The sequence below is a fragment of the Bacillus sp. 3G2 genome, assembly GCF_044324725.1.
Classification (GTDB): domain Bacteria; phylum Bacillota; class Bacilli; order Bacillales; family Bacillaceae_G; genus Bacillus_A; species Bacillus_A mobilis.
The window spans coordinates 1,242,689-1,262,838 of sequence record NZ_CP172246.1 but is presented as its reverse complement, the minus strand read 5'-3'; the positions used below and the strand labels follow the sequence as shown (position 1 = coordinate 1,262,838).

Genomic DNA, 20,150 nt, shown 5'->3' with positions numbered 1-20,150 from the left:
CCATTCAACCACCTTTTCGTTAGAAGCCAGTTAATCCTCCCGTAAATGTTTGAATTATCATGTTAATGTAAGACCAAAATATGATACCTATTGCAATTCCGTTTAAAATATTTGCGATAAGAAGAGTGTAAACAAGATCTAATCCACCGTTATCTAGTTTTACTGTAGCTACAATAATACTAATTCCCACATACGTTGTAGCCAGCCCTAATAAGATTGGTAAGAAAAAGATTAATAAAAAGCTAAAAAGAAACGAAAGAACTAATATCGCAATAGCTGGCGTCGCTATCGTTCCCCATATACCGAATACTTCAAGAAACGAAAAAGATGATTTCATCATTTTCCCACTTACAAAAATAATAAATCCGACAAATAAAGTTAAAATTAGTAAAAATAAAAAGACCTTTATAGACTCCCCAAAGAAAGAAGGCGTAGATACTTCCGGTGCAAATGTTCTTGTAACATTCGCCGCTGCGCTCATTATTCTATAAAAAATACACGCTCCTAAAAAACAAATAAGTACAAGGCTTGTAATTCCATTTCGTACTTCAACATTTCCACTTTTCATAATCGCTGTCGGTGCTTGTAATGCGTGTTTAAAGAACTGAAAATAGCCACTTGCAAACCGCTTTGCTTGCTCTACCGTTTCATTTGATCGAGTTTCCTTTGCTTGTGCTACGCGTGCTTGTTGCTCACCTTCTTCCTGTGCACCACTCGCTACTACTTCCTCCGTCAACGAATGTCCACAATTCCCGCAAAACTTTGCCTCTGCTGCATTTTCCGTCTGACACGCCGGACATTTCATTCTCTCATCCCTCCTTGAGCATATACCATATAGGGTGTTACAAATTCAATATATGACTTTGGACATAAAACATGACTACAAGAAAAAGATTATGAAATCCTTCTTTCAAAAGAAAATATATATGCTAGCAATCTTGAAAAATAATGCTATTATGAAACAGAACAAATAACATTTTTAACAGATTGGATGACTAGCAATGGAATTGGTAAACTCAATTTTTCAACTACTCCTTACAAGCGTAATCCAATTATTTTCTTTAATTGGCGTTATCATTGTAATTGGATTTCTATTAGGCTATTTAGAATCTCTCACACGCATGTATTGGTCGAGAGCTTTCGGAAGAAAAGGATTCCTTTTAACGGCGTGGATTGGTGTTCCGATTCACGAACTTGGACATGCCATTATGTGTGTACTATTTCGTCATAAAATTGTAGCAACGCAGTTTTTCCCAACAGATACAAGTCAAGGTGCTTTAGGCTACGTACAACATCAATACAATCAAAAAAGTATATATCAACGAATTGGGAACTTCTTCATTGGAATCGGTCCTATTATTTCTGGTATTACTGCGTTAATCCTTTTAATGCGCTATTTCGTACCAAATTCATATTTCTTATTTAATACAACTCTCGAAAAAACAATTGCTTCTACTTCTATTAATATAGAAATGGTTCAAAACATGCTCTTGTCGACGTTTGTATTATTGAAAAGCTTATTTACAATAAGTAATGTATTGAATCCTTCCTTTTGGCTATTTTTATTTATCGCCATTTGTATTTCTGCACATATCGCTTTAAGTAAACCAGATATTAAAGGATCAATAGACGGTGTGATCGTCATGTTTATCGTGTTATTTTTATTCAACATAATCGCAGGACTGTTTCAGTTCGACAGTAACCAGCTCATCGGCAAAGTGATGAAATATAATATGTACCTCATTGCGTTTTCTAGTGTGGCACTGTTGTTCTCTTGTCTTTCTACACTTGTTAGTTTTGGGTTTTATAAAATAAGAGGAGGGCGTTCGTTTTGAACGCCCTCCTCTCCTCAATTATTCCTCTTATAATCACAATGCTCAACCGGAACACGTGCATGTCCACCTTCGTCGGTACACCATGACTGCGACTGGAAGGCAAGAAAGATACCGATCCATTCTTCCTCCTTTTCGAAGTGAATGAGTATTCCTCCGTCTTGCCATATACCATTATCACCTTTCCATTTTTCTACATTCCCTTGATTCATATGAATATCGTGTATACCGTTTCCTGGTTTGAAGTGAAAATAAGAATCGGGTGTATCTTCTTCTGGTCCCCATCTTTCACCAAACGCGTAAATAATCGCTTTTTCTTCTATTGCTCGTTTTATATAACGTTCTATTTTTTCATTTAAATCATTATCTACTCCTGCTTTTTCAGCAGGTAAAGGAATCATTTGTTTCGAATCAAATACATTACCTCTTACGTAGTCTAAAGCTACTTTCGGTTCATTGTTTTTTATTTCTGTAAAACCGAATGGTAATGTCGGTAAAATATGAATTGCTTCTGAATGAATATTGTCGCTCGCAAAATATAAAACTTCTGACGGATAACTTTGCGATTTCACGTTAATTGCAATACGATAATCTACTCCTGCTTCATCTTGTAAATGAACTTGATAATGAGGAGTTTTCCGATACGATAAACTTAACTAAATCTATACAATTCAATCAAATTTACACAAGTTAGTGCTTCAAAGTGTTCTCGCAACCCCAAAGGGACGAGGGGTATAACACTCCACACGAGGCAGTATCGTTACCTCCTATTATCAAGCATTTAATTTTACCCATCTTGATAAATTTATCGACGCATTTACATCCCGATCGTGATGGCTATTGCATGAAGCACAACACCACTCACGTATTTTTAAACTCCACTGTCCTTCTGGTTGAACTGAATGGTCGTATTTCACGCCGCAACATGAGCAAATCTTGCTTGAGGCGAACCATTTATCAGCTTTTACATACGCAATGCCATACTTCTCGCACTTGTATGATAAACATTGAAAGAAGAAGTTTAATTTTTGAAAGGAAAATGCTTTCGATAGTTTTTTGTTTTTTAACAGGTTTGAGATAGATAAGTCTTCCACAACAATCCTCATTGGTTTGGTTTTCACCAATTTAGCTGTTGCTTGGTGGATATGGTTATTTCGGATATTCGTAATTTTCCTAGATAACCGCAGGTGCTCAGCTTTCGCTTTTTCATATCCGGCAGATTGAATTTTTACACCTTTTTTAAATCTCCTAGACATATCTCTTTGTGCTGACTTTTTCCTTTTCAAAAGTTTTTTAACCTTGGCATCTTTGTTTATATTTCGTTCTTTCATACCATTAGAAGCTACAAACAGCTCTTTTAACCCAACATCCACACCAATCGACTCATTGGTTAGTTCTTGGAATTCAAAATCTTCTTGGAACCCCACACTAATCCACCAGTGACGACCGTCAAATGTAACTCTTGGATTGGATGGTTTTTTGTTTCTTGGTAGTTGTTGGCTTGTTTTCACTTCTCCAATAGACTGAATATGAACTACTTTCTTTCCTATAACTAGTCTTTCATAATTGGCATAAAATCCTTGGATTACATCTTTTTTGGATTTATAAGAAGTGTGATAACCATTTTTGTACTTTTTGAACGAATGTTTTCTCGCCATATCAAAATCTTTTGAAGCCTGTTTTGGCACTTGTGCATTAATGCCTTTTAACCACTCATATCTCTTTCGCTTCTTGATCTTTGTAAATCGTTTCTGTAAAGCTAACTGTGAAACAGATTTTCCAAATAGCTTATAGTATCTATCACTCATTCTTTTACAATAGTTATAAGTAAATCTTGCAGCATCAGCATGGTTTCTCAGCACTTTTTCTTGTTCAGGCGTTGGAATCAGTCTAACTTTCTTCGCCAATATCATCAGAATGTAACTCCTTTAATGAAAGATTTGTTCTTCTGAATCGTAGCGTGTTCCACCAGCATTCTCGTAAGACTCCTCGGATGCAAACCTGTTAATTCTGATACTTGACTAACTCGTAAAAATTTCATTATTATTCTTACCTCATTAAACTTATCGTAGCACATATGTTCGATAGGTTCAATGAGATTTGATAGATTTAATCAAATGTATCTCGTTCAACTAAGGGCGCAATTCCTTAGCCAGTTCTCTTATGAACTTCTCATATTTTCACATGAGCGCAGACTATATGTTTATCTACTTAGAGATAGAGGATTTTCCCACCACCATAAGCTTGTGATGTACTCTCGTCAGTTATACGAGATAGTCGTTGAACGTTCATCTTATCCATTTTGACTTAGATGATTCGAGGCGGAAGATCCATTGTTCTAGTGTTTAGGATTTAACCTTGCGCCATCTGATTGATTTTTTCTGATTTCGCAGCATGCACGTTCACCATTTCTAGCCACGTTGTTGTTCAATCATATTTAGAAATTGCCCGCAGTTCCCCCGCCCGCTAGCCAACCACTTGACTGGCAGGGCTTACTGATATATTTAATTCACTTTAGTTATAATTAGCTAAATAAATTGTAACAGTTAGTTACCCTTTTCCAATCTTTGATTGTATAGCTGTACCTTTTAACACGCCGTAGTTTTTTAGGGGCATACATTTCATCTCCTATTCATTTAATAGAAGCTATTCATGTTTAAAACATTATCCAATCATAAAAAAAATCCTCCTACGCTAGGAGGATTTTTAATTTCTCAACATATACCAAACAACAACCTCTACCACTATAAGCAACACCGCACCAAAAATCATTAACGTCGTCTTCTTTAATAGTTCATTTTCACGATACGGGATGTTACATAAATACGCACCTAGCGTAATACGTGATGGGCAAGCGATTGTCGCTACTGATGATGCGGTGTTTTGAAGCGTTGTGACGTATTGCCACGGAAGTGCTACGTTTTGCGCCGTTTGCATTTGTAGTTTTATAAACATCGCATTTGATCCGGCGTTACTACCTGTTAAAAAGCCACCAATTCCGCCGATAAACGGAGCAACGAAAACGAAAAATGTACCGAATGTTTCACCAGCTGTTTTTGCCAGTAATGAATGCATGCCGGATGCACCCATTAGTTCTGAAATGGCAATGAACATTGTCGTTGTAATAGCAAATGGAATCCATTGTTTTATCGTTTGCGAGAGTGATTGTTTAATAATATGAGATGGAATGCGGAAGAAAATAATCGTAAATAAGCAAGTCATACCAAGCCAAAATCCTGGTGAATATAGTAGCTCCAGTTTATAAGAGTATGATTTTAAATCAAGGACTGCATATGATTTGAATACATCATGTAATGCTGGTACGAGGCGAGAAAGTAAAATACAAACAGTTAAGAATATATAAGGGCTAATAATTTTTATAATAGATACTTCTCTCTCCGTTGCCGCAGCATGTTCTGTCATTAAATTTTGCTCACTTTTTCCTTTTAATTTAATGATAAGAAAGCCAAATGTAATTGTAACGATAGAACTTAATATACCTGCTAGTTCAACACTTACATATGCGTTAGAAAGATAGATTCCGAGAGAGAATAATAGAAAAAAACCGAATCCTTCTTTCCACTTTTCCTTAACGGCCCGCCAGCCACCAACAACGTGTAAAGAAAGAATGACGAAATAAGCAAACATCGGAATGCTTAGTAGTGCCGTATTTGTGCCAAGTGTTGTAAGCGGCATATTTATAAGCTGCGAACCGATAATCGTACCAGTTGCCATTGCGCCCCATGAACTAGCTAGTAAACCAATAAATGAAAGTAGTACAGCTTGAAACGGTTTATAGCCTAATGATAGAAAGATAGGTGCTGCAACCATAAAGCCAATTCCGAATCCACTTACCGATTCAATTAGCGGACAAATACCAAAACACATGAGAAGCATTTGTAATAAACGATCGTGCGTCACTTCTTCTAAAAAACGCGCTACTTGATCGATGTACCCCATTTGGTTCATGAGGTGAAATAAAAAAATACCGAAAAACAAAACGTACCCGACAATAAAACAAATTAACCAACCTTTAATCGTTGCATGCACAGTTTCACTTATCCCTAATTGAAACGTTGGCGAGAGTAAAACGATTCCAACAGACACAACGTAAGCAATTAAAGAGGACCGTAATGACGTTTGTTTAAATAAAAATAAACAAATGAAAATCATCATAATTGGGATAAGTGCCAACAATATGGCCATGTTATCATCTCTTTTCATTAAAAATACAATTTTTAACTATTATATAACAGATGTCATAATTTTCAATTGTTTTTAAAACAGATTCAAAAAAGAAGCCAAATGACTCCTTTTCATTCCCATTTTCTATTATCATGAAAAACGCTCTGCTGCCTGATTATTTTGTCTAACACAACAAACACAATATAAGCACATATTACTTGCAATACAACATTTCCAAATTTCATTAATTCAAATGAATGGATCCAGCGAAATAATTCGTTTAATAATACAATCGAAACGATACTAAATAGTTCTATACTAATCGAAAATATACATATTTCTAAAATAGATTGCTCTTGAATACGATTTAAGTTGGAAAAAATGAATACATATCCTAAAAATAGAGCCATCAACTCTATTTTCGTCATGCTAATGAGCCAAGCGTATAGTGGTACAGTTAATAGAAGATATAGTATTTTCCGTCTTAGCATGCTTTCTCACCCTCTAAGATATATGTATTTTCTGTATATTTTAACATTTATTACGTAAAACAAAAAGAAGAGACTTATGCCTCTTCTTTTTGTTTTGTTGCCTGTATTAATTCACATATTTCTTCTCGCTTTTCATTTTCTAACAGCTCGATGACTTTACTTCCAACGACAACTCCATCACATATTGTAATCATTTCTTCTACATGTTCCTTTGTTGAAATACCGAACCCTGCCACGACCGGTAAATGTGTATGGGATTTTACTTTTTCTAAGTAACTATGAATCTCACCTTTAAAGTTTTGACGTACTCCTGTTACGCCCGCTACTGTAACGGCGTAGACGAATCCTTCTGATTCACTCGTAATTTTTTCGATTCGCTCAATTGGGCTCGTTACTGTAACGAGTGGAATTAGCGCAATGTTTGCCTCTCGAAGTAACGGGGCAATAATATTTTGTTCTTCATACGGTAAATCCGGAACGATCATACCGTCTACCCCTGCTTCTATACAGTTTTCGATGAATCGTTCTTTTCCGAATGCAAGTACCGGATTTAAATATGTCATGAGTACAAATGGAATTTGTACTTCTTTCCTTACCTCTATTAATGCTTGAAAAATGCCTTTTAATGTTACACCGCTATCTAGCGCTCGTTTCCCAGCTCTTTGAATCGTTGGACCGTCTGCGACTGGATCTGAAAACGGAATACCTATTTCAACGATGCTTGCTCCTGCTTCGTCTAAAAAACGAATTCTTTCTTTTAATTTTTCAAGGCCACCATCTCCGCCCATTACGTACGGAATAAATGCTTTTTTACCATTTTCAAACGCTGCTGTAATTTTTTCTACTCCCATTTTTTACACCTCTTCCATATAACGTTTTATACTCTCTACATCTTTATCGCCGCGGCCAGATAAACAAATGACAAGTCCTTCTTCTTTCTTCATTTGCGGCGCTAATTTTAATGCATATGCGACAGCGTGCGAGCTTTCTAAAGCCGGAATAATCCCTTCTTTTTTCGTTAATAATTGAAATGCTTCTAATGCTTCATCATCAGTAATGGAATGATAAGAAACGCGGCCAATATCTTTTAGCAAGCTATGTTCTGGTCCAACACCCGGGTAGTCGAGTCCTGCTGAAATAGAATGAGCTTCTTGAATTTGTCCTTCTTCATTTTGCAGAAGGTACATCATCGATCCGTGTAAAACGCCAACGCTTCCTTTCGTTAAAGTCGCTGCGTGCTTTTCTGTATGAACGCCTTTTCCAGCTGCTTCGACGCCGTAAAGAGCAACTTCTTCATCGTGTACGAATGGATAAAACATGCCCATCGCATTACTACCACCGCCAATACAAGCAACGACTGCTTCTGGTAATTTCCCTTCTAACGCTTCATATTGTTTTTTCGTTTCGTTCCCAATTACACTTTGGAAATCACGAACAATTTGCGGGAATGGATGCGGTCCGAGAACAGATCCCATAATGTAGTGCGTATCATGCACGTGTGAAACCCAGTAACGAAGCGCCTCGTTTACCGCATCTTTTAATGTGCCGCTACCTGCCGCTACACTCTCTACTTTCGCTCCGAGTAATTCCATTCGGAACACATTTAATTTTTGACGTCTCACATCTTCTTCTCCCATAAAGATGACGCATTCTAATCCGAGTAGGGCACATACAGTAGCTGTTGCCACTCCGTGTTGCCCAGCACCTGTTTCAGCGACGACTTTTTTCTTGCCCATTCGTACTGCAAGTAGTGCCTGACCGATTGTATTGTTAATTTTATGAGCTCCTGTATGGTTCAAATCTTCACGTTTTAAATAAATCTTTGCACCGCCGCAATACTTCGTCATATTTTCAGCGAAATAAAGCGGTGTTTCTCTTCCGACGTAAGTTGTTAAATAATGATTTAATTCCTTTTGAAACACTTCATCTTGCATCGCTTCTTTATATGCTTCTTCTAGTTCTAATACAGATTGCATTAACGTTTCTGGAACGTATCGTCCCCCGTATATACCGTAGTGACCTTTTTCATCTGGATATGTGTAGTTCATTTGGAACACTCCTTTGCTTTTATAATAAATTGTTTTATTTTCTTTAGATCTTTCTTTCCTTCTGTCTCTACCCCGCTACTTACATCGACCATGTACGGCTGAATAGTTCGAATCGCTTCTTCTATATTAAGAGCGTTTAATCCACCAGCTAATATCGTTTTCTCTCGCAACTCTTTTGGCATATGCGTGAGTAACTCCCATGAAAATTTCTTTCCATTTCCTCCGTGAAACTTTTCTTTCGGGCTATCAAACAATATATAATCCGTTTCATATGTTTGAGCGTTTTTCATATCGTCCTCTGAAGTTACTCCGAGCGATTTTATAGACGGAATATTCAATCTTCTGATTTGGTGATTATCTTCATCCCCATGTAGTTGCACATGTGTTAACCCGCACTCATCTGCAATTTTCTGGATCACTTCTACTGATTCATTTACGAAAACACCGATTTTTAATATGTCCGCCGGAATCTCCTGAATGATTTTTTTCGCTAGCCCCGGGGTAATGTTCCGCTTACTTTCTGCAAAAACAAATCCGAGTGCATCAGCTCCGTATTCACAAGCACGTTTTGCCGTTTCAACATCAGTGATGCCGCAAATTTTCACTTTCATATATTCACCTTACAATCTTCAAAAAAGGTACGAATAGAAGATGATGTCATAAGTGCTTCTCCAACTAATACACCTTTCGCTCCAGCTCGTTTGACGCGAATAATATCTTCTTTTGAATGAATCCCGCTTTCACTAATCCAAAGTAATTTCTCCTCGTTTAATCGTTTTCCAAGCTTTTCTGTTTGGCTTAAATCGACTTCGAATGTTTTTAAATTACGGTTGTTAATACCGATAACGTGCGGATTTAATTGAATTGCAATTTCTAATTCCTGTTTATCATGAACTTCAACAATTGCTTCTAATCCTTTTTCTAGTACGTAACTGTATAACTCTTTTAACTTCTCTTTCGTTAACGCCGCTACGATTAGTAAAATAATATCTGCACCAGCTTCATACGCTCTATCAATTTGAATCGTATCGATTATGAAATCTTTGCATAAAAGCGGAATGTTACTTTCTGCTCTTGCCGTTTGTAAATCATGAAACGACCCTTTAAAAAATTGACCGTCTGTTAAAACAGAAACTGCTCCTGCGCCGCAGTCTTCATATGTTTTTACTTGTTTTCGTACATCAACGTGTAAATTGATATCTCCTTTTGATGGTGATGCTCGCTTTACTTCTGCAATGACAGTAAACTGCTGTAATGCTTCTACAAGTGAATGTGTCTTTCTACTTTCTTTTAATGGTGTATACGTTTCATATAATGCCGCAACTTCCTTTTTCTTTTGGTCTACAATTTTGTCTAAAATCGTCCCCACTTTAATTCACCCTTTCTAATTTTTCATGACTTGCTGCAATTAATAAATTTAGTTTGGCTAATGCTTTTCCGGAGTCAATACTATGTGCCGCGAGTGTAATTCCTTCTTCAATCGTTTCTGCTCTTCCATTTGCGAAAAGGGCTAAACCTGCATTGAATAAAACGGTATCGCGGTAAACACTCTTTTCTCCGCTTAATACCCCGAGCGTAATCTTTGCATTTTCTTTCGAATCTCCGCCTCTGATTTCTTCGTTTTTCACTATTGAGAAACCATATTTCTCAGGTTCAATACTCGTTTCTACTATTTCATTATCTTTTAAAATGACAACATGATTTTCTCCTTGCAATGATGCTTCATCTAAAAATCCACTTCCATTTACGACAAGTGCTTGTTTTCTTCCCAGTTTCTGTAATACTTGCGCAACTGGTAGTAACATATCTCGTTTATAAATGCCGACAAATTGTGTTTCTAAATTCACCGGATTCGTTAAAGGACCAATTAAATTAAAGATCGTCGGCACATTTAATTCTTTTCTTATTTTCATAATGCGCCTTAATGCTGGATGCATCGCTGGTGCGAATAAAAATGCGATCCCGACATGCTCTAATAAATAATCAATTTCGTTTGGCGTACTGCTAATATTTACACCGAGTTCTTCTAATAAATCTGCACTTCCTGTTTTACTAGAAACAGCTCGGTTACCGTGTTTTGCAACCTTTACGCCAGCTCCTGCCAGTACAAATGCCGATGTTGTACTAATATTAAACGTTTGGGCACCGTCACCACCTGTCCCGCAATTGTCCATTGCTCCTTGTATATGGTTCGAAAACGGTAATGCCTTTTCACGAAGAGCTCGAACGAGACCGTATATTTCTTCTGCCGTTTCACCTTTCGCTTTTAGTAAGACTAAGAAGGCTGCAATTTCACTTTCCAATATGTTTTCATTTAATAAAAGAAGCCCTGCTCTATACATCTCCTCTTCTGTTAAATGTTGTCCCTCCACTAATTTACGAAGATAGTTATTCATACTCTTTCCTCCTCCTTCACTTCTGTTAAAAAGGCACGTATTAACTTTCCGCCTTCTTCTGTTGCGATTGATTCTGGATGAAACTGTAATCCGAATAGCGGATAATAATTGTGACGAACTGCCATAATTTCTCCGTCATCCATCGCTGTCGCTAGTATGTCAAAACACTGTGGTAAACTCGTTTGCGCTGCAACAAGGGAATGGTAACGCATCGCTGTTAACGGCTGGGTAACATATGAAAAAATTGACGTTCCGTTATGTTTCACACGGGATGTTTTTCCGTGTTTAATACGTTCTGCCCTTACAATGTCTCCTCCAAATGCTGATATAATTGCCTGATGGCCAAGGCAAATACCTAATATGGGAACGTTCTTATAAAAATGACGAATCACTTCGATACAAATACCAGCATCCTCTGGTTTTCCTGGTCCTGGTGAAAGCACAATTCCTGTTGGATTCATCCCTTCTAGCTGTTCTATCGTTATTTGATCATTCCTTACGACAACAATATCTTCTTCATATTCGCCTAACAGTTGATACAAGTTATATGTGAATGAATCATAATTATCAATTAGTACAATCATTTCATTACCTCCAATAGTGCTCTTGCTTTATTTAACGTTTCTTCATATTCAGCTACTGGGTCTGAATCATAAACAATTCCCGCTCCTGCCTGAACGTATGCTTTTTCATCCTTGACGACCATCGTTCGAATGGCAAGCGCCATATCAAGATTCCCTGAAAAACTAACGTATCCAACTGCACCCGCGTATACATTTCTTTTTTCATTCTCTAGCTCATTTATAATTTCCATCGCTCTAATTTTCGGAGCACCTGAAACTGTTCCTGCTGGTAGGCAATACGCTAATGCATCAAATCCACTCATATGTTTTCGCAATGTTCCGTAAACTTCAGATACAATATGCATGACGTGGGAGTATTTCTCTACTTTCATATATTTATCTATCGTAACTGAGCCAATTTCACTCACTCTACCTATATCATTTCTTCCAAGATCCACAAGCATCATATGCTCCGCTCGCTCTTTCTCATTTTCTAACAGTTCTTTTTCAATCTCCGTATCTTCCTGCTTCGTTTTCCCTCTCGGCCTCGTACCCGCAATTGGATTCGTCATCACCTTATCCCCTCTTACCGATAACAAACTTTCCGGCGAAGAACCGAGTACAACATAATCTTGAAAATCGATATAGAACATATATGGTGACGGATTTGCAATTCGAAGTTTTCGATATAACGCGAATGGATCACCAATACATTCACTTTGCAAACGCTGAGATAATACGACTTGGAATATGTCACCGGCTTGAATGTATTCCTTCGCCGTTTCTACCATCGCGCAAAATTCTTTTTCTGTTATAGAAGAAGTGAATGATAATGTTGATCTTATTTCAGTTACTTCCGCTTCTTCTCCCCTCAGCACTTCCTCTTTGTATACTTGCAACCTTTCATCTACTTCTTCATAAGAAGAGGAATCGTCTTCCCTGCATACATATACAAAGGATAATTTTTGGCGTAAGTGATCATACACGATAAACTCACGGTACAGTAAAAGGTGTACTTCTGGAATATTTAATGGATCGTGTAAATCTGCGCCAATGTTTTCATACTGCCGAATGACGTCATAGCCAATATAACCAACTGCCCCTCCGCAAAATGGGAATGGACTGTCTACTTGAGCTGATCGGGTTTCTTTTTCTAACACTTGTAGTACGTTACCTTGCAACTTTTCGGTTTGGCCGTAAATCGTTCGTTCCACTTCCGTACCAACGCTTTTCATTTCGCCATATGGATTACATCCTAAGTAAGAATAGCGTCCTTTATCTTGATGAAGCTGGGAGCTTTCTAATAAAAACTTTTTCTTTCCCTTCATACGTCTATATAAAGAAATTGGCGTAATGCTATCTCCTTCTTCTTCTGTAATTACTAAAAAGGTTTTTTCTTCTCTTTTTCGTTTCATAAATTCTTCTTTCGTCATCATGTCCTTCACCTCACCCTGAAAAATAAAAAAGTCCTCTACATATCGAAAATATGTAGAGGACGATAAATTTACCGTGGTACCACCTCATGTTGGACGCAAAAGCATCCCGCTTTGTTCAGGTACAAAATATATACCTTATCCTTGTAACGGCGGAACCCGGGTTGCCTACTGAAAATAATTGTTCAGCATACCTCTCGTAAGCCCATTCCGTATATGGCACCGCACCGGGCTCCCACCTATCCCCGGCTCTCTGTAACGTCTCCAATATACGTACTCTTCTTACTTCAACGATTTCATTTATTTAATTTTTTGTACACAAAAAGGGAGTACTCATCCTATAGAAAGGACGGGTACTCCCGTGGTGCCACCTTAATTCGTTACGAATGTAACGCACTTTACCGTATCAAAAACAATACGTGTCTCTTGTATCGATGAGATCATGTCGCCAAAGCCTACTTCTTTCGTTTCGGTTTGGAAGCTCCGAAGCCCATTCCACATCAATCCCATACTGATTCGCACCAACCATCAGCTCTCTGACATGTTCATCATGTGTACTCTTCTTCATCAACGCTTGCATTTTTTTAAGTTGCACTCATTATAGACCTAACTTTTTTCATAAGTCAATACTTTTAAAAGAATTTTATTTTTCTCTCCTTTCAATATTATATTGACAAAACAACCTCTTTTTATGTAAATATAATAAATACTCTATTAAAAATAAGGTTTTTTGTATGAATATTATATATTAAAAAAGTAAAATGATATCAAAAAACGCTTACATTTCTGAAAATTCGTATTTCTGTATGGATTTTTCAGAATAATCATGATAGATTATAAATATGCATGACGCATCAAAAGACATGACAAAAGGAAGGGGAACTTCATGAGTACGCAGATGTTAACTTTAACTTCTATCTCTATTTACATGCTCGGGATGTTAGTAATTGGCTATTTCGCCTATAAACGAACGTCCAACTTAACAGATTATATGCTTGGCGGGCGTACACTAGGCCCCGCAGTAACAGCATTAAGTGCTGGAGCATCTGATATGAGTGGTTGGCTTTTAATGGGATTACCCGGTGCAATGTTTAGCGTTGGATTAAGTAGTAGTTGGATTGCGGTCGGCCTAACACTAGGCGCATACGCAAACTGGCTTTATGTCGCTCCTCGCTTACGTACCTACTCTGAAATTGCAAACAACTCTATTACTATCCCAGAATTTTTGGAACACCGTTTCCACGACAAATCTCACATGCTACGCTTAGTATCGGGACTTGTTATTATGATTTTCTTTACTTTTTATGTAGCTTCAGGACTTGTTTCAGGCGCTGTATTATTTGAAAATTCATTTGGTATGAACTATCACGTTGGATTATTCATTGTTGCAGGCGTTGTTGTCGCTTACACATTATTTGGTGGTTTCTTAGCAGTAAGTTGGACAGACTTCGTGCAAGGAATCATTATGGTAGTTGCTCTTATTCTTGTTCCTATCGTAACAATTATGAATTCGAATGGACTGGGACCTGCATTTGATACAATTCAATCTGTAGATCCAACACGTTTAGATATTTTTAAAGGTGCCTCTACTTTAGGGATTATTTCTTTATTTGCATGGGGCCTTGGTTATGTTGGACAACCTCATATTATAGTACGCTTTATGGCGATTTCTTCTGTAAAAGAAATTAAAAGCGCACGAAGAATTGGTATGAGCTGGATGATTTTTTCTGTTGTCGGAGCTATGTTTACTGGCCTTATCGGTATTGCTTATTACTCACAACAAGAGTTAACATTATCTAACCCAGAAACAATTTTCCTTGAACTTGGAAAAATTTTATTCCATCCACTTATTACTGGATTTTTATTAGCAGCTATTTTAGCAGCTATTATGAGTACAATTTCATCTCAGTTGCTCGTTACTTCTAGTGCTATAACAGAAGATTTATATCGTACATTCTTTAAACGTTCTGCTTCTGATAAAGAGCTTGTATTTGTCGGTCGTATGGCTGTACTTGTTATTGCCTTAGTTGGGTGCGCTTTAGCGTTTAAACAAAATGATACGATTTTAGCTCTTGTTGGATACGCTTGGGCTGGATTTGGTTCTTCATTCGGACCTGCTATTTTATTAAGCTTATATTGGAAACGTATGACGAAGTGGGGCGCACTTGCTGGTATGATTTCTGGTGCCGCTACAGTAATTATTTGGACTCAATTCGAATTCTTAAAAGAATTCTTATATGAAATGATTCCTGGTTTCACTATTAGTTTACTAGTAATCGTAATTGTTAGTTTACTAACACAACCTTCAAAAGAAGTTGAAGAACAATTTGAGGATTTCGAAAAACAACATAGTCATAATCTATAAAGGGAAAGCTCTGCTGCTATGATAACAGCAGAGCTTTTTTATTACAGTTCGACAATCTTCTTCTCAAATTTAACAAATTCTTTATGTTTCGTTAAATTTAACATAACACTACTCCTTTATAGTATGAGTATCAGCACTTATACAGAAAGGGGACTCCAACATGTTAGCAGCTTTCCAGCAACAACAAACACGAAAATTTTCACCTATCACAAATACTTCTGCGTCTTGTTTAAACATACAACCTAATCCACCAAAAATTACAATTGCTCCTTCTGTTATTTCAGTCATTGGTGTTCATATGGAAAAAAATAAGTTGAAAGTAAGAACTGGACAAAGCACTGAGTTATCAGCTTCTGTTTTGCCAGTGCAAGCAACGAATACAGAACTTATTTGGACAAATATGAATGCTGATGTTATCACAATATATCCAAAAGGTGATACGGTAACGATTACTGGAAAAAGTGCCGGAAGAGCAGTCGTAATTGTCACAACTGCTGAAGGAAAGTTCCGTGACCTATGCATGATTCATGTACAACCTTATATGACAAATCCAAAGTAAAAGAGTGGCTACGTAGCCACTCTTTTACTTTGTTTCAATGTGTGAATTTTTACTTGTAACGAGATTGATGAATTGCTCTTTATCTTTAGGAGAAATAATTTCTGTTTGATGTGATCCATAAATAATTTCAAGTCGATCAAATGATAAGGCATGAGCTGCTACTGGATTTTTCGTATTTGAAATTTGTTTTATATCTCGTATAAATATGCGCTTTTTAACGAAACCAGATTTAATAGTAATTGTTTCTTCTCCAACGATATATCTTGTCGAAAACCAGCTCCAAATAAATAATATGGCTAATGGAATCGTAAAAAATAAAAGAAGATACTCTCTCCCTGCAAAGAGAGGAGCAAAACACGCTCCAATGACAACGAAAAAAATCGGATATAACCATACATCTTTTTTTGATGGAAATTCCATTACACTTCCCCTCTCTTGATTTAAGTCAATGCTTCTCCTCCTCTTTCCTTTTACAATGAAAACAACATTAGAATAGGAGGACGTATTATGACTGAACGAAAGTATGCCTTATTTGCTGGCTTTTCTCTTCTTGTTATGGCATTCATTGCATTTTTTTCTTACGGCTTTGTTCATGGAAATCTCGTTGTACAAGAAGATGCAAGCGCAACATTCCATAATATCCAAACTTCACATTCACTTTTCAAAGCGGAAATCTTCGGTTGGATTATCATTTTCATTACTGATATTGTCGCCGCGTGGGCTCTTTATTTCTTTCTAAAACCAATTCATACTAGCCTCTCATTACTAGCTGCCTTGCTTCGTCTTATGTATACAGCGATACTTGGAATCGCCATATTCAATCTAATATTGGCATTGCTACTTTCAAAAAGTACGATTGCGAATCCAGAAACATATGTGATGTTGTCTCTCAGTACATTCGAATACATTTGGTCTGTAGGGCTAATCATTTTCGGTTTACATCTTTTCGTTTTAGGTTATGTAGCTTTCCTATCTAAACATATACCGAAATGGATTAGTATACTACTATTCTTCGCGTCTATCGGTTATATCGTCATTCACGTCATGAATACGATGTTTTCACAATACGATACGATGATCTCAATCGTACAAACACTGTTCCAATTGCCAATGATTGCAGGTGAACTCGGATTTAGTATATGGCTATTGATTCGAGGTGGAAAAAACGCTACTGTTTGAGTCTTTTCTTAATTCTGCTTAATGATTCTGGCGTAATACCTAGATAACTTGCCAATTGATATTGAGGAACACGATTGATTAAATGAGGTCGTTTTTGTAATAATGATTTGTAGCGCTCTTCTGGTGTCGATGCAATAAATAAGGAACGTTCTTCTTGTACCTCACCGAAGTTATATTCAATCATGTGCCGTGTCATTTCTTCTAATTGTGAATATTTCTTATACATGTCCTTTTCACTATGCAGGTCGCCAACTACAACTAGACAATCTTCTAAACACGTTAACGTATGCGGGGATGATTTATCTTGTTTATGATGATTAAAATTTGCGATTGCTTGTTCTTCTGTATAAAAATTTGATGTAACCTCTTTCCCTGTTTCATCTATACAATGTTGCCTAATGCATCCTTGTAATACAAAATAACATTTCGAAGGAACATCTCCTTGCCTTAGGAGCACTGTTCCTTTTTTATATTCTTCAATTTGTAATTCACTGAGAATCATGTGCTGCTCTTCTTCACTTAGTGTTGTAAGTTTCTGCATATACTGCTTTAATATTTCTTCCATTTTCCTCCCCCTTCTTCCTCTGTATTTCTATAAAACAAAAAGAGAAGTATCACAACTTCTCTTTTCTCCTCTAACATTATAATTCCTGTGTATACGCCGGCTCGTTTACTACATTTTTTGCTGTTCGTTTTTGTTGCTGTAGTAAGAAAACAGATACACCAAACAATACGAGCATGCTACCGATAATTTGCATTACATTTAGTCTTTCACCGAGTAAGAAGAACGCTAGTATAGATGCTCCAACGGGTTCTCCTAAAATACTCATTGAAATTGTTGTTGCATTTACGTAGTTTAATAACCAATTATTAATGACGTGTGACACTGTCGGAACAACCGCAAGTAAAAGAAAAACGGTCCAATCCCACTTCGTATAACCTGTAAAAGGCACTTGCAACACTATATTATAAATCCCCATAAAAATACCTGCGAATGCAAAAACTGTAAAGCTGTAAATCCAGTGTGATACTTTCTTTACTGTCGTTTGCCCGATAAATAAATAACCGACAACCGCTATTACACTTAAAAAGGATAATATATCTCCATAAATTGCTTGTTCACTTAGCCCTAAATCTCCCCAACCAATACACATTACGCCTAATATCGCAATTCCCATTGTTGCAATAGCTGAGTATGTTGTTCTTTCTTTAAATAAGAAAAAACCTCCAACTAAAGATACGATTGGTTGAAGCGCTAAAATAATCGTCGAACTAGCAACTGTCGTATGCTTTAAAGATTCAAACCATAAAAGAAAATGTAGTGCTAAAAAGAAACCAGATCCAATTAAAAATCCCCAATCTTTTAGTTGAATCTTACTAAATTCTTCCCGTTTTTTCCAAACGATAGGCAGCATAATAAGTACGATAATCCATAATCGGTACATACTTAATATGGAAGATGGTGCTGAGGACATCTTTACAAAAACTGCTGCGAATGAAATGGCTATAATGGAAATGGCTAATGGTAGTGCGATTGATCTTTCTTGTTTCAAATTCCGTCTCCCCTCTCACCTGTCAAAAATCCCACTTCATTATATCCGTTTTCTTTCATAACTTAAATACTAATTTTTTAGATTCTTCGTACCATTATGGTAAAATAGAAACGAAAGCACCTATTAGTGAATATTTCTTTCTTTTTCACTACAAGCGTCGCTCTTACAATCATTACAGTAAATTTTTATTTAGGGGGATCTACATGAATCAAACAATCGGGAGAATTGAAGAAATTTCATTTTATAGTGCATCACTTCAAGAAGATGTTACACTTCTCGTTTACTTACCGGTAAATTACACACCACTGCACAAACATACAGTTGTAATTGCACAAGATGGTAGAGATTATTTTCAGCTTGGTAAAGCGCACCGTGTAATTGAGCGCCTTCGTGAAACTGAAGAAATTGACCGTACAATTATTGTCGGTATTCCATATAAAAATGTACACGATCGTAAAGAAAAATATTTCCCAAATGAAGTAAAAAACGCTGCATATATTCGTTTCCTTGCTCATGAACTTGCACCATATATCGATGAAAATTATCCAACGTACCAAATGGGAAAAGGTCGTGTGTTAATTGGTGATTCTCTTGGCGGAACAGTTTCCTTCATGACTGCACTTATGTATCCGCATACATTCGGTAAAGTCGTTATGCAATCACCATTTGTGGATGAAACAGTGATGAACTTAGCAAAAGACTTCAAAAATCCGGAGGCGTTAGACCTTTATCACGTCATTGGGACAGAAGAAACAGCTGTAAAGCGCACGGATGGACAAGTATCTGATTTCGTACAACCGAACCGTGAGCTTAATACGCTTCTGACAGATAGAAATTTCATCACGCATTACGAGGAGTTTGAAGGTAACCACACGTGGAAATATTGGCAAACTGATTTACCGAAAGCTTTCTCTCATATTCTATCAATGAAATAATAGAGAGCAGTATTCAGAATAATTTGATATAATAGATTAAGAGAGTTGTTTTCTCAAAATCTAACTAGACTTACAAAGGGAGGAATTGGAACATGAAATTAGGCATTGTAATTTTTCCATCTAAAATGATTCAAGATAAAGCGAACGGATTGCGTAAACGTTATGATCCGCACTACGCATTAGTTCCGCCACACATTACATTGAAAACACCCTTTGAGACGCAAGATGAACACTTAGAATCGATTGTAAACGAGTTACATACAATCGCAAGTAAAACGAACCCTTTCACCCTTCATGTCGGAAAAGTTGGTTCATTCGCACCTGTTAATAATGTTCTTTATTTTAAAGTAGAAAAAACACCTGAACTTACTTTCTTAAATGAAGAAATGCATAGTGAATTCTTTACACAAGAACGCGAATATGCTTTCGTACCTCATTTAACAATCGGACAAGGCTTATCAGATGCAGAGCATGCTGATGTATTAGGTCGATTACGTATGAAAGATTTCTATTATGAACAACCAATTGATCGCTTCCATCTTCTATATCAATTAGAAAATGGAACATGGACTGTACACGAAACATTCCACCTTGGAAAGGGGCACAACTAA

General features: G+C 36.9%; 20 protein-coding genes, 1 pseudogene and 2 other annotated features. Of the genes and pseudogenes, 6 read left to right on the top strand and 15 right to left on the bottom strand.

Translation table 11 applies throughout. The features are described from left to right. Nucleotides 1–19 precede the first annotated feature (19 nt). On the bottom strand, nucleotides 20–805 hold the full coding sequence (locus ACHZK0_RS06410; protein ID WP_395761344.1) for a zinc ribbon domain-containing protein: 786 nt from the start codon (nucleotides 803–805) through the stop codon (nucleotides 20–22). 196 nt (nucleotides 806–1,001) lie between these two features. Here ACHZK0_RS06410 and ACHZK0_RS06405 point away from each other — a divergent pair, with 196 nt between their 5' ends. Beyond that, nucleotides 1,002–1,835 (top strand): hypothetical protein, encoded by an 834-nt coding sequence (locus ACHZK0_RS06405; protein ID WP_395761343.1) that lies wholly within the window; start codon nucleotides 1,002–1,004, stop codon nucleotides 1,833–1,835. A gap of 14 nt (nucleotides 1,836–1,849) precedes the next feature. Here the strand turns inward: ACHZK0_RS06405 and ACHZK0_RS06400 are convergent. The 11 genes and pseudogenes from ACHZK0_RS06400 to trpE form a co-directional block, all read right to left on the bottom strand. Then, a pseudogene (locus ACHZK0_RS06400) lies at nucleotides 1,850–2,470 on the bottom strand (DUF2278 family protein); the annotation flags it as partial. A gap of 135 nt (nucleotides 2,471–2,605) precedes the next feature. Further along, nucleotides 2,606–3,745 (bottom strand): RNA-guided endonuclease InsQ/TnpB family protein, encoded by a 1,140-nt coding sequence (locus ACHZK0_RS06395; protein WP_050842894.1) that lies wholly within the window; start codon nucleotides 3,743–3,745, stop codon nucleotides 2,606–2,608. 793 nt (nucleotides 3,746–4,538) lie between these two features. Further along, entirely contained in the window at nucleotides 4,539–6,038 is a 1,500-nt protein-coding gene (locus ACHZK0_RS06390; protein ID WP_395761342.1) for an L-lactate permease, read from the bottom strand. A 110-nt stretch (nucleotides 6,039–6,148) separates the two neighbouring features. Further along, nucleotides 6,149–6,508: a DUF4029 domain-containing protein gene (locus ACHZK0_RS06385; RefSeq protein WP_262740945.1), complete on the bottom strand. Its 360-nt coding sequence runs from the start codon at nucleotides 6,506–6,508 to the stop codon at nucleotides 6,149–6,151. 74 nt (nucleotides 6,509–6,582) lie between these two features. After that, on the bottom strand, nucleotides 6,583–7,359 hold the full coding sequence (trpA, locus tag ACHZK0_RS06380) for a tryptophan synthase subunit alpha (protein WP_262740944.1): 777 nt from the start codon (nucleotides 7,357–7,359) through the stop codon (nucleotides 6,583–6,585). A 3-nt stretch (nucleotides 7,360–7,362) separates the two neighbouring features. Then, entirely contained in the window at nucleotides 7,363–8,556 is a 1,194-nt protein-coding gene (gene trpB / locus ACHZK0_RS06375; RefSeq protein ID WP_262740943.1) for a tryptophan synthase subunit beta, read from the bottom strand. Beyond that, nucleotides 8,553–9,167, bottom strand: a complete 615-nt coding sequence (locus ACHZK0_RS06370) for a phosphoribosylanthranilate isomerase (RefSeq protein WP_270606433.1) — start codon at nucleotides 9,165–9,167, stop codon at nucleotides 8,553–8,555. Before ACHZK0_RS06370 ends, trpB begins: the two co-directional genes overlap by 4 nt. Beyond that, nucleotides 9,164–9,925, bottom strand: a complete 762-nt coding sequence (gene trpC / locus ACHZK0_RS06365) for an indole-3-glycerol phosphate synthase TrpC (RefSeq protein ID WP_270606434.1) — start codon at nucleotides 9,923–9,925, stop codon at nucleotides 9,164–9,166. The genes ACHZK0_RS06370 and trpC overlap by 4 nt, the downstream gene beginning before the upstream one ends. A 1-nt stretch (nucleotide 9,926) precedes the next feature. Further along, on the bottom strand, nucleotides 9,927–10,952 hold the full coding sequence (gene trpD, locus ACHZK0_RS06360) for an anthranilate phosphoribosyltransferase (RefSeq protein ID WP_270342771.1): 1,026 nt from the start codon (nucleotides 10,950–10,952) through the stop codon (nucleotides 9,927–9,929). Beyond that, nucleotides 10,949–11,536 carry an aminodeoxychorismate/anthranilate synthase component II gene (locus ACHZK0_RS06355; RefSeq protein ID WP_073517514.1) on the bottom strand — a complete coding sequence of 196 codons (588 nt, stop codon included), beginning with the start codon at nucleotides 11,534–11,536 and terminating at the stop codon, nucleotides 10,949–10,951. The genes trpD and ACHZK0_RS06355 overlap by 4 nt, the downstream gene beginning before the upstream one ends. After that, nucleotides 11,533–12,951, bottom strand: coding sequence for an anthranilate synthase component I (gene trpE / locus ACHZK0_RS06350; RefSeq protein WP_262740939.1), 1,419 nt, complete (start codon nucleotides 12,949–12,951; stop codon nucleotides 11,533–11,535). The genes ACHZK0_RS06355 and trpE overlap by 4 nt, the downstream gene beginning before the upstream one ends. A gap of 52 nt (nucleotides 12,952–13,003) precedes the next feature. Further along, nucleotides 13,004–13,248, bottom strand: a binding site (T-box leader). 42 nt (nucleotides 13,249–13,290) lie between these two features. After that, nucleotides 13,291–13,528 (bottom strand) — a binding site (T-box leader). 306 nt (nucleotides 13,529–13,834) lie between these two features. On the opposite strand from trpE, the gene putP reads away from it, so the two are divergent. Beyond that, on the top strand, nucleotides 13,835–15,313 hold the full coding sequence (gene putP, locus ACHZK0_RS06345) for a sodium/proline symporter PutP (protein WP_270342778.1): 1,479 nt from the start codon (nucleotides 13,835–13,837) through the stop codon (nucleotides 15,311–15,313). Between the two features lie 160 nt (nucleotides 15,314–15,473). Then, on the top strand, nucleotides 15,474–15,872 hold the full coding sequence (locus ACHZK0_RS06340) for an Ig-like domain-containing protein (RefSeq protein ID WP_061678764.1): 399 nt from the start codon (nucleotides 15,474–15,476) through the stop codon (nucleotides 15,870–15,872). Between the two features lie 24 nt (nucleotides 15,873–15,896). Here ACHZK0_RS06340 and ACHZK0_RS06335 read toward each other — a convergent pair whose 3' ends face one another. After that, nucleotides 15,897–16,292 (bottom strand): PH domain-containing protein, encoded by a 396-nt coding sequence (locus tag ACHZK0_RS06335; RefSeq protein WP_262740937.1) that lies wholly within the window; start codon nucleotides 16,290–16,292, stop codon nucleotides 15,897–15,899. Between the two features lie 87 nt (nucleotides 16,293–16,379). Here ACHZK0_RS06335 and ACHZK0_RS06330 point away from each other — a divergent pair, with 87 nt between their 5' ends. Then, nucleotides 16,380–17,051 (top strand): DUF4386 domain-containing protein, encoded by a 672-nt coding sequence (locus ACHZK0_RS06330; RefSeq protein ID WP_270342782.1) that lies wholly within the window; start codon nucleotides 16,380–16,382, stop codon nucleotides 17,049–17,051. Here the strand turns inward: ACHZK0_RS06330 and ACHZK0_RS06325 are convergent. Next, complete coding sequence (locus ACHZK0_RS06325; protein WP_395761341.1) at nucleotides 17,041–17,616, bottom strand: Crp/Fnr family transcriptional regulator; 576 nt, start codon at nucleotides 17,614–17,616, stop codon at nucleotides 17,041–17,043. The two genes, ACHZK0_RS06330 and ACHZK0_RS06325, sit on opposite strands and share 11 nt — an antisense overlap. 76 nt (nucleotides 17,617–17,692) lie before the next feature. Then, nucleotides 17,693–18,604, bottom strand: a complete 912-nt coding sequence (locus tag ACHZK0_RS06320; protein WP_063260262.1) for a DMT family transporter — start codon at nucleotides 18,602–18,604, stop codon at nucleotides 17,693–17,695. A 203-nt stretch (nucleotides 18,605–18,807) separates the two neighbouring features. Here ACHZK0_RS06320 and ACHZK0_RS06315 point away from each other — a divergent pair, with 203 nt between their 5' ends. Together ACHZK0_RS06315 and ACHZK0_RS06310 are read left to right on the top strand one after the other, a co-directional pair. After that, the gene (locus ACHZK0_RS06315) at nucleotides 18,808–19,539 is read left to right on the top strand and encodes an alpha/beta hydrolase (RefSeq protein WP_001076845.1); all 732 of its coding nucleotides are present in this window, start codon (nucleotides 18,808–18,810) and stop codon (nucleotides 19,537–19,539) included. 92 nt (nucleotides 19,540–19,631) lie between these two features. Beyond that, nucleotides 19,632–20,150, top strand: a complete 519-nt coding sequence (locus ACHZK0_RS06310) for a YjcG family protein (protein ID WP_061678759.1) — start codon at nucleotides 19,632–19,634, stop codon at nucleotides 20,148–20,150.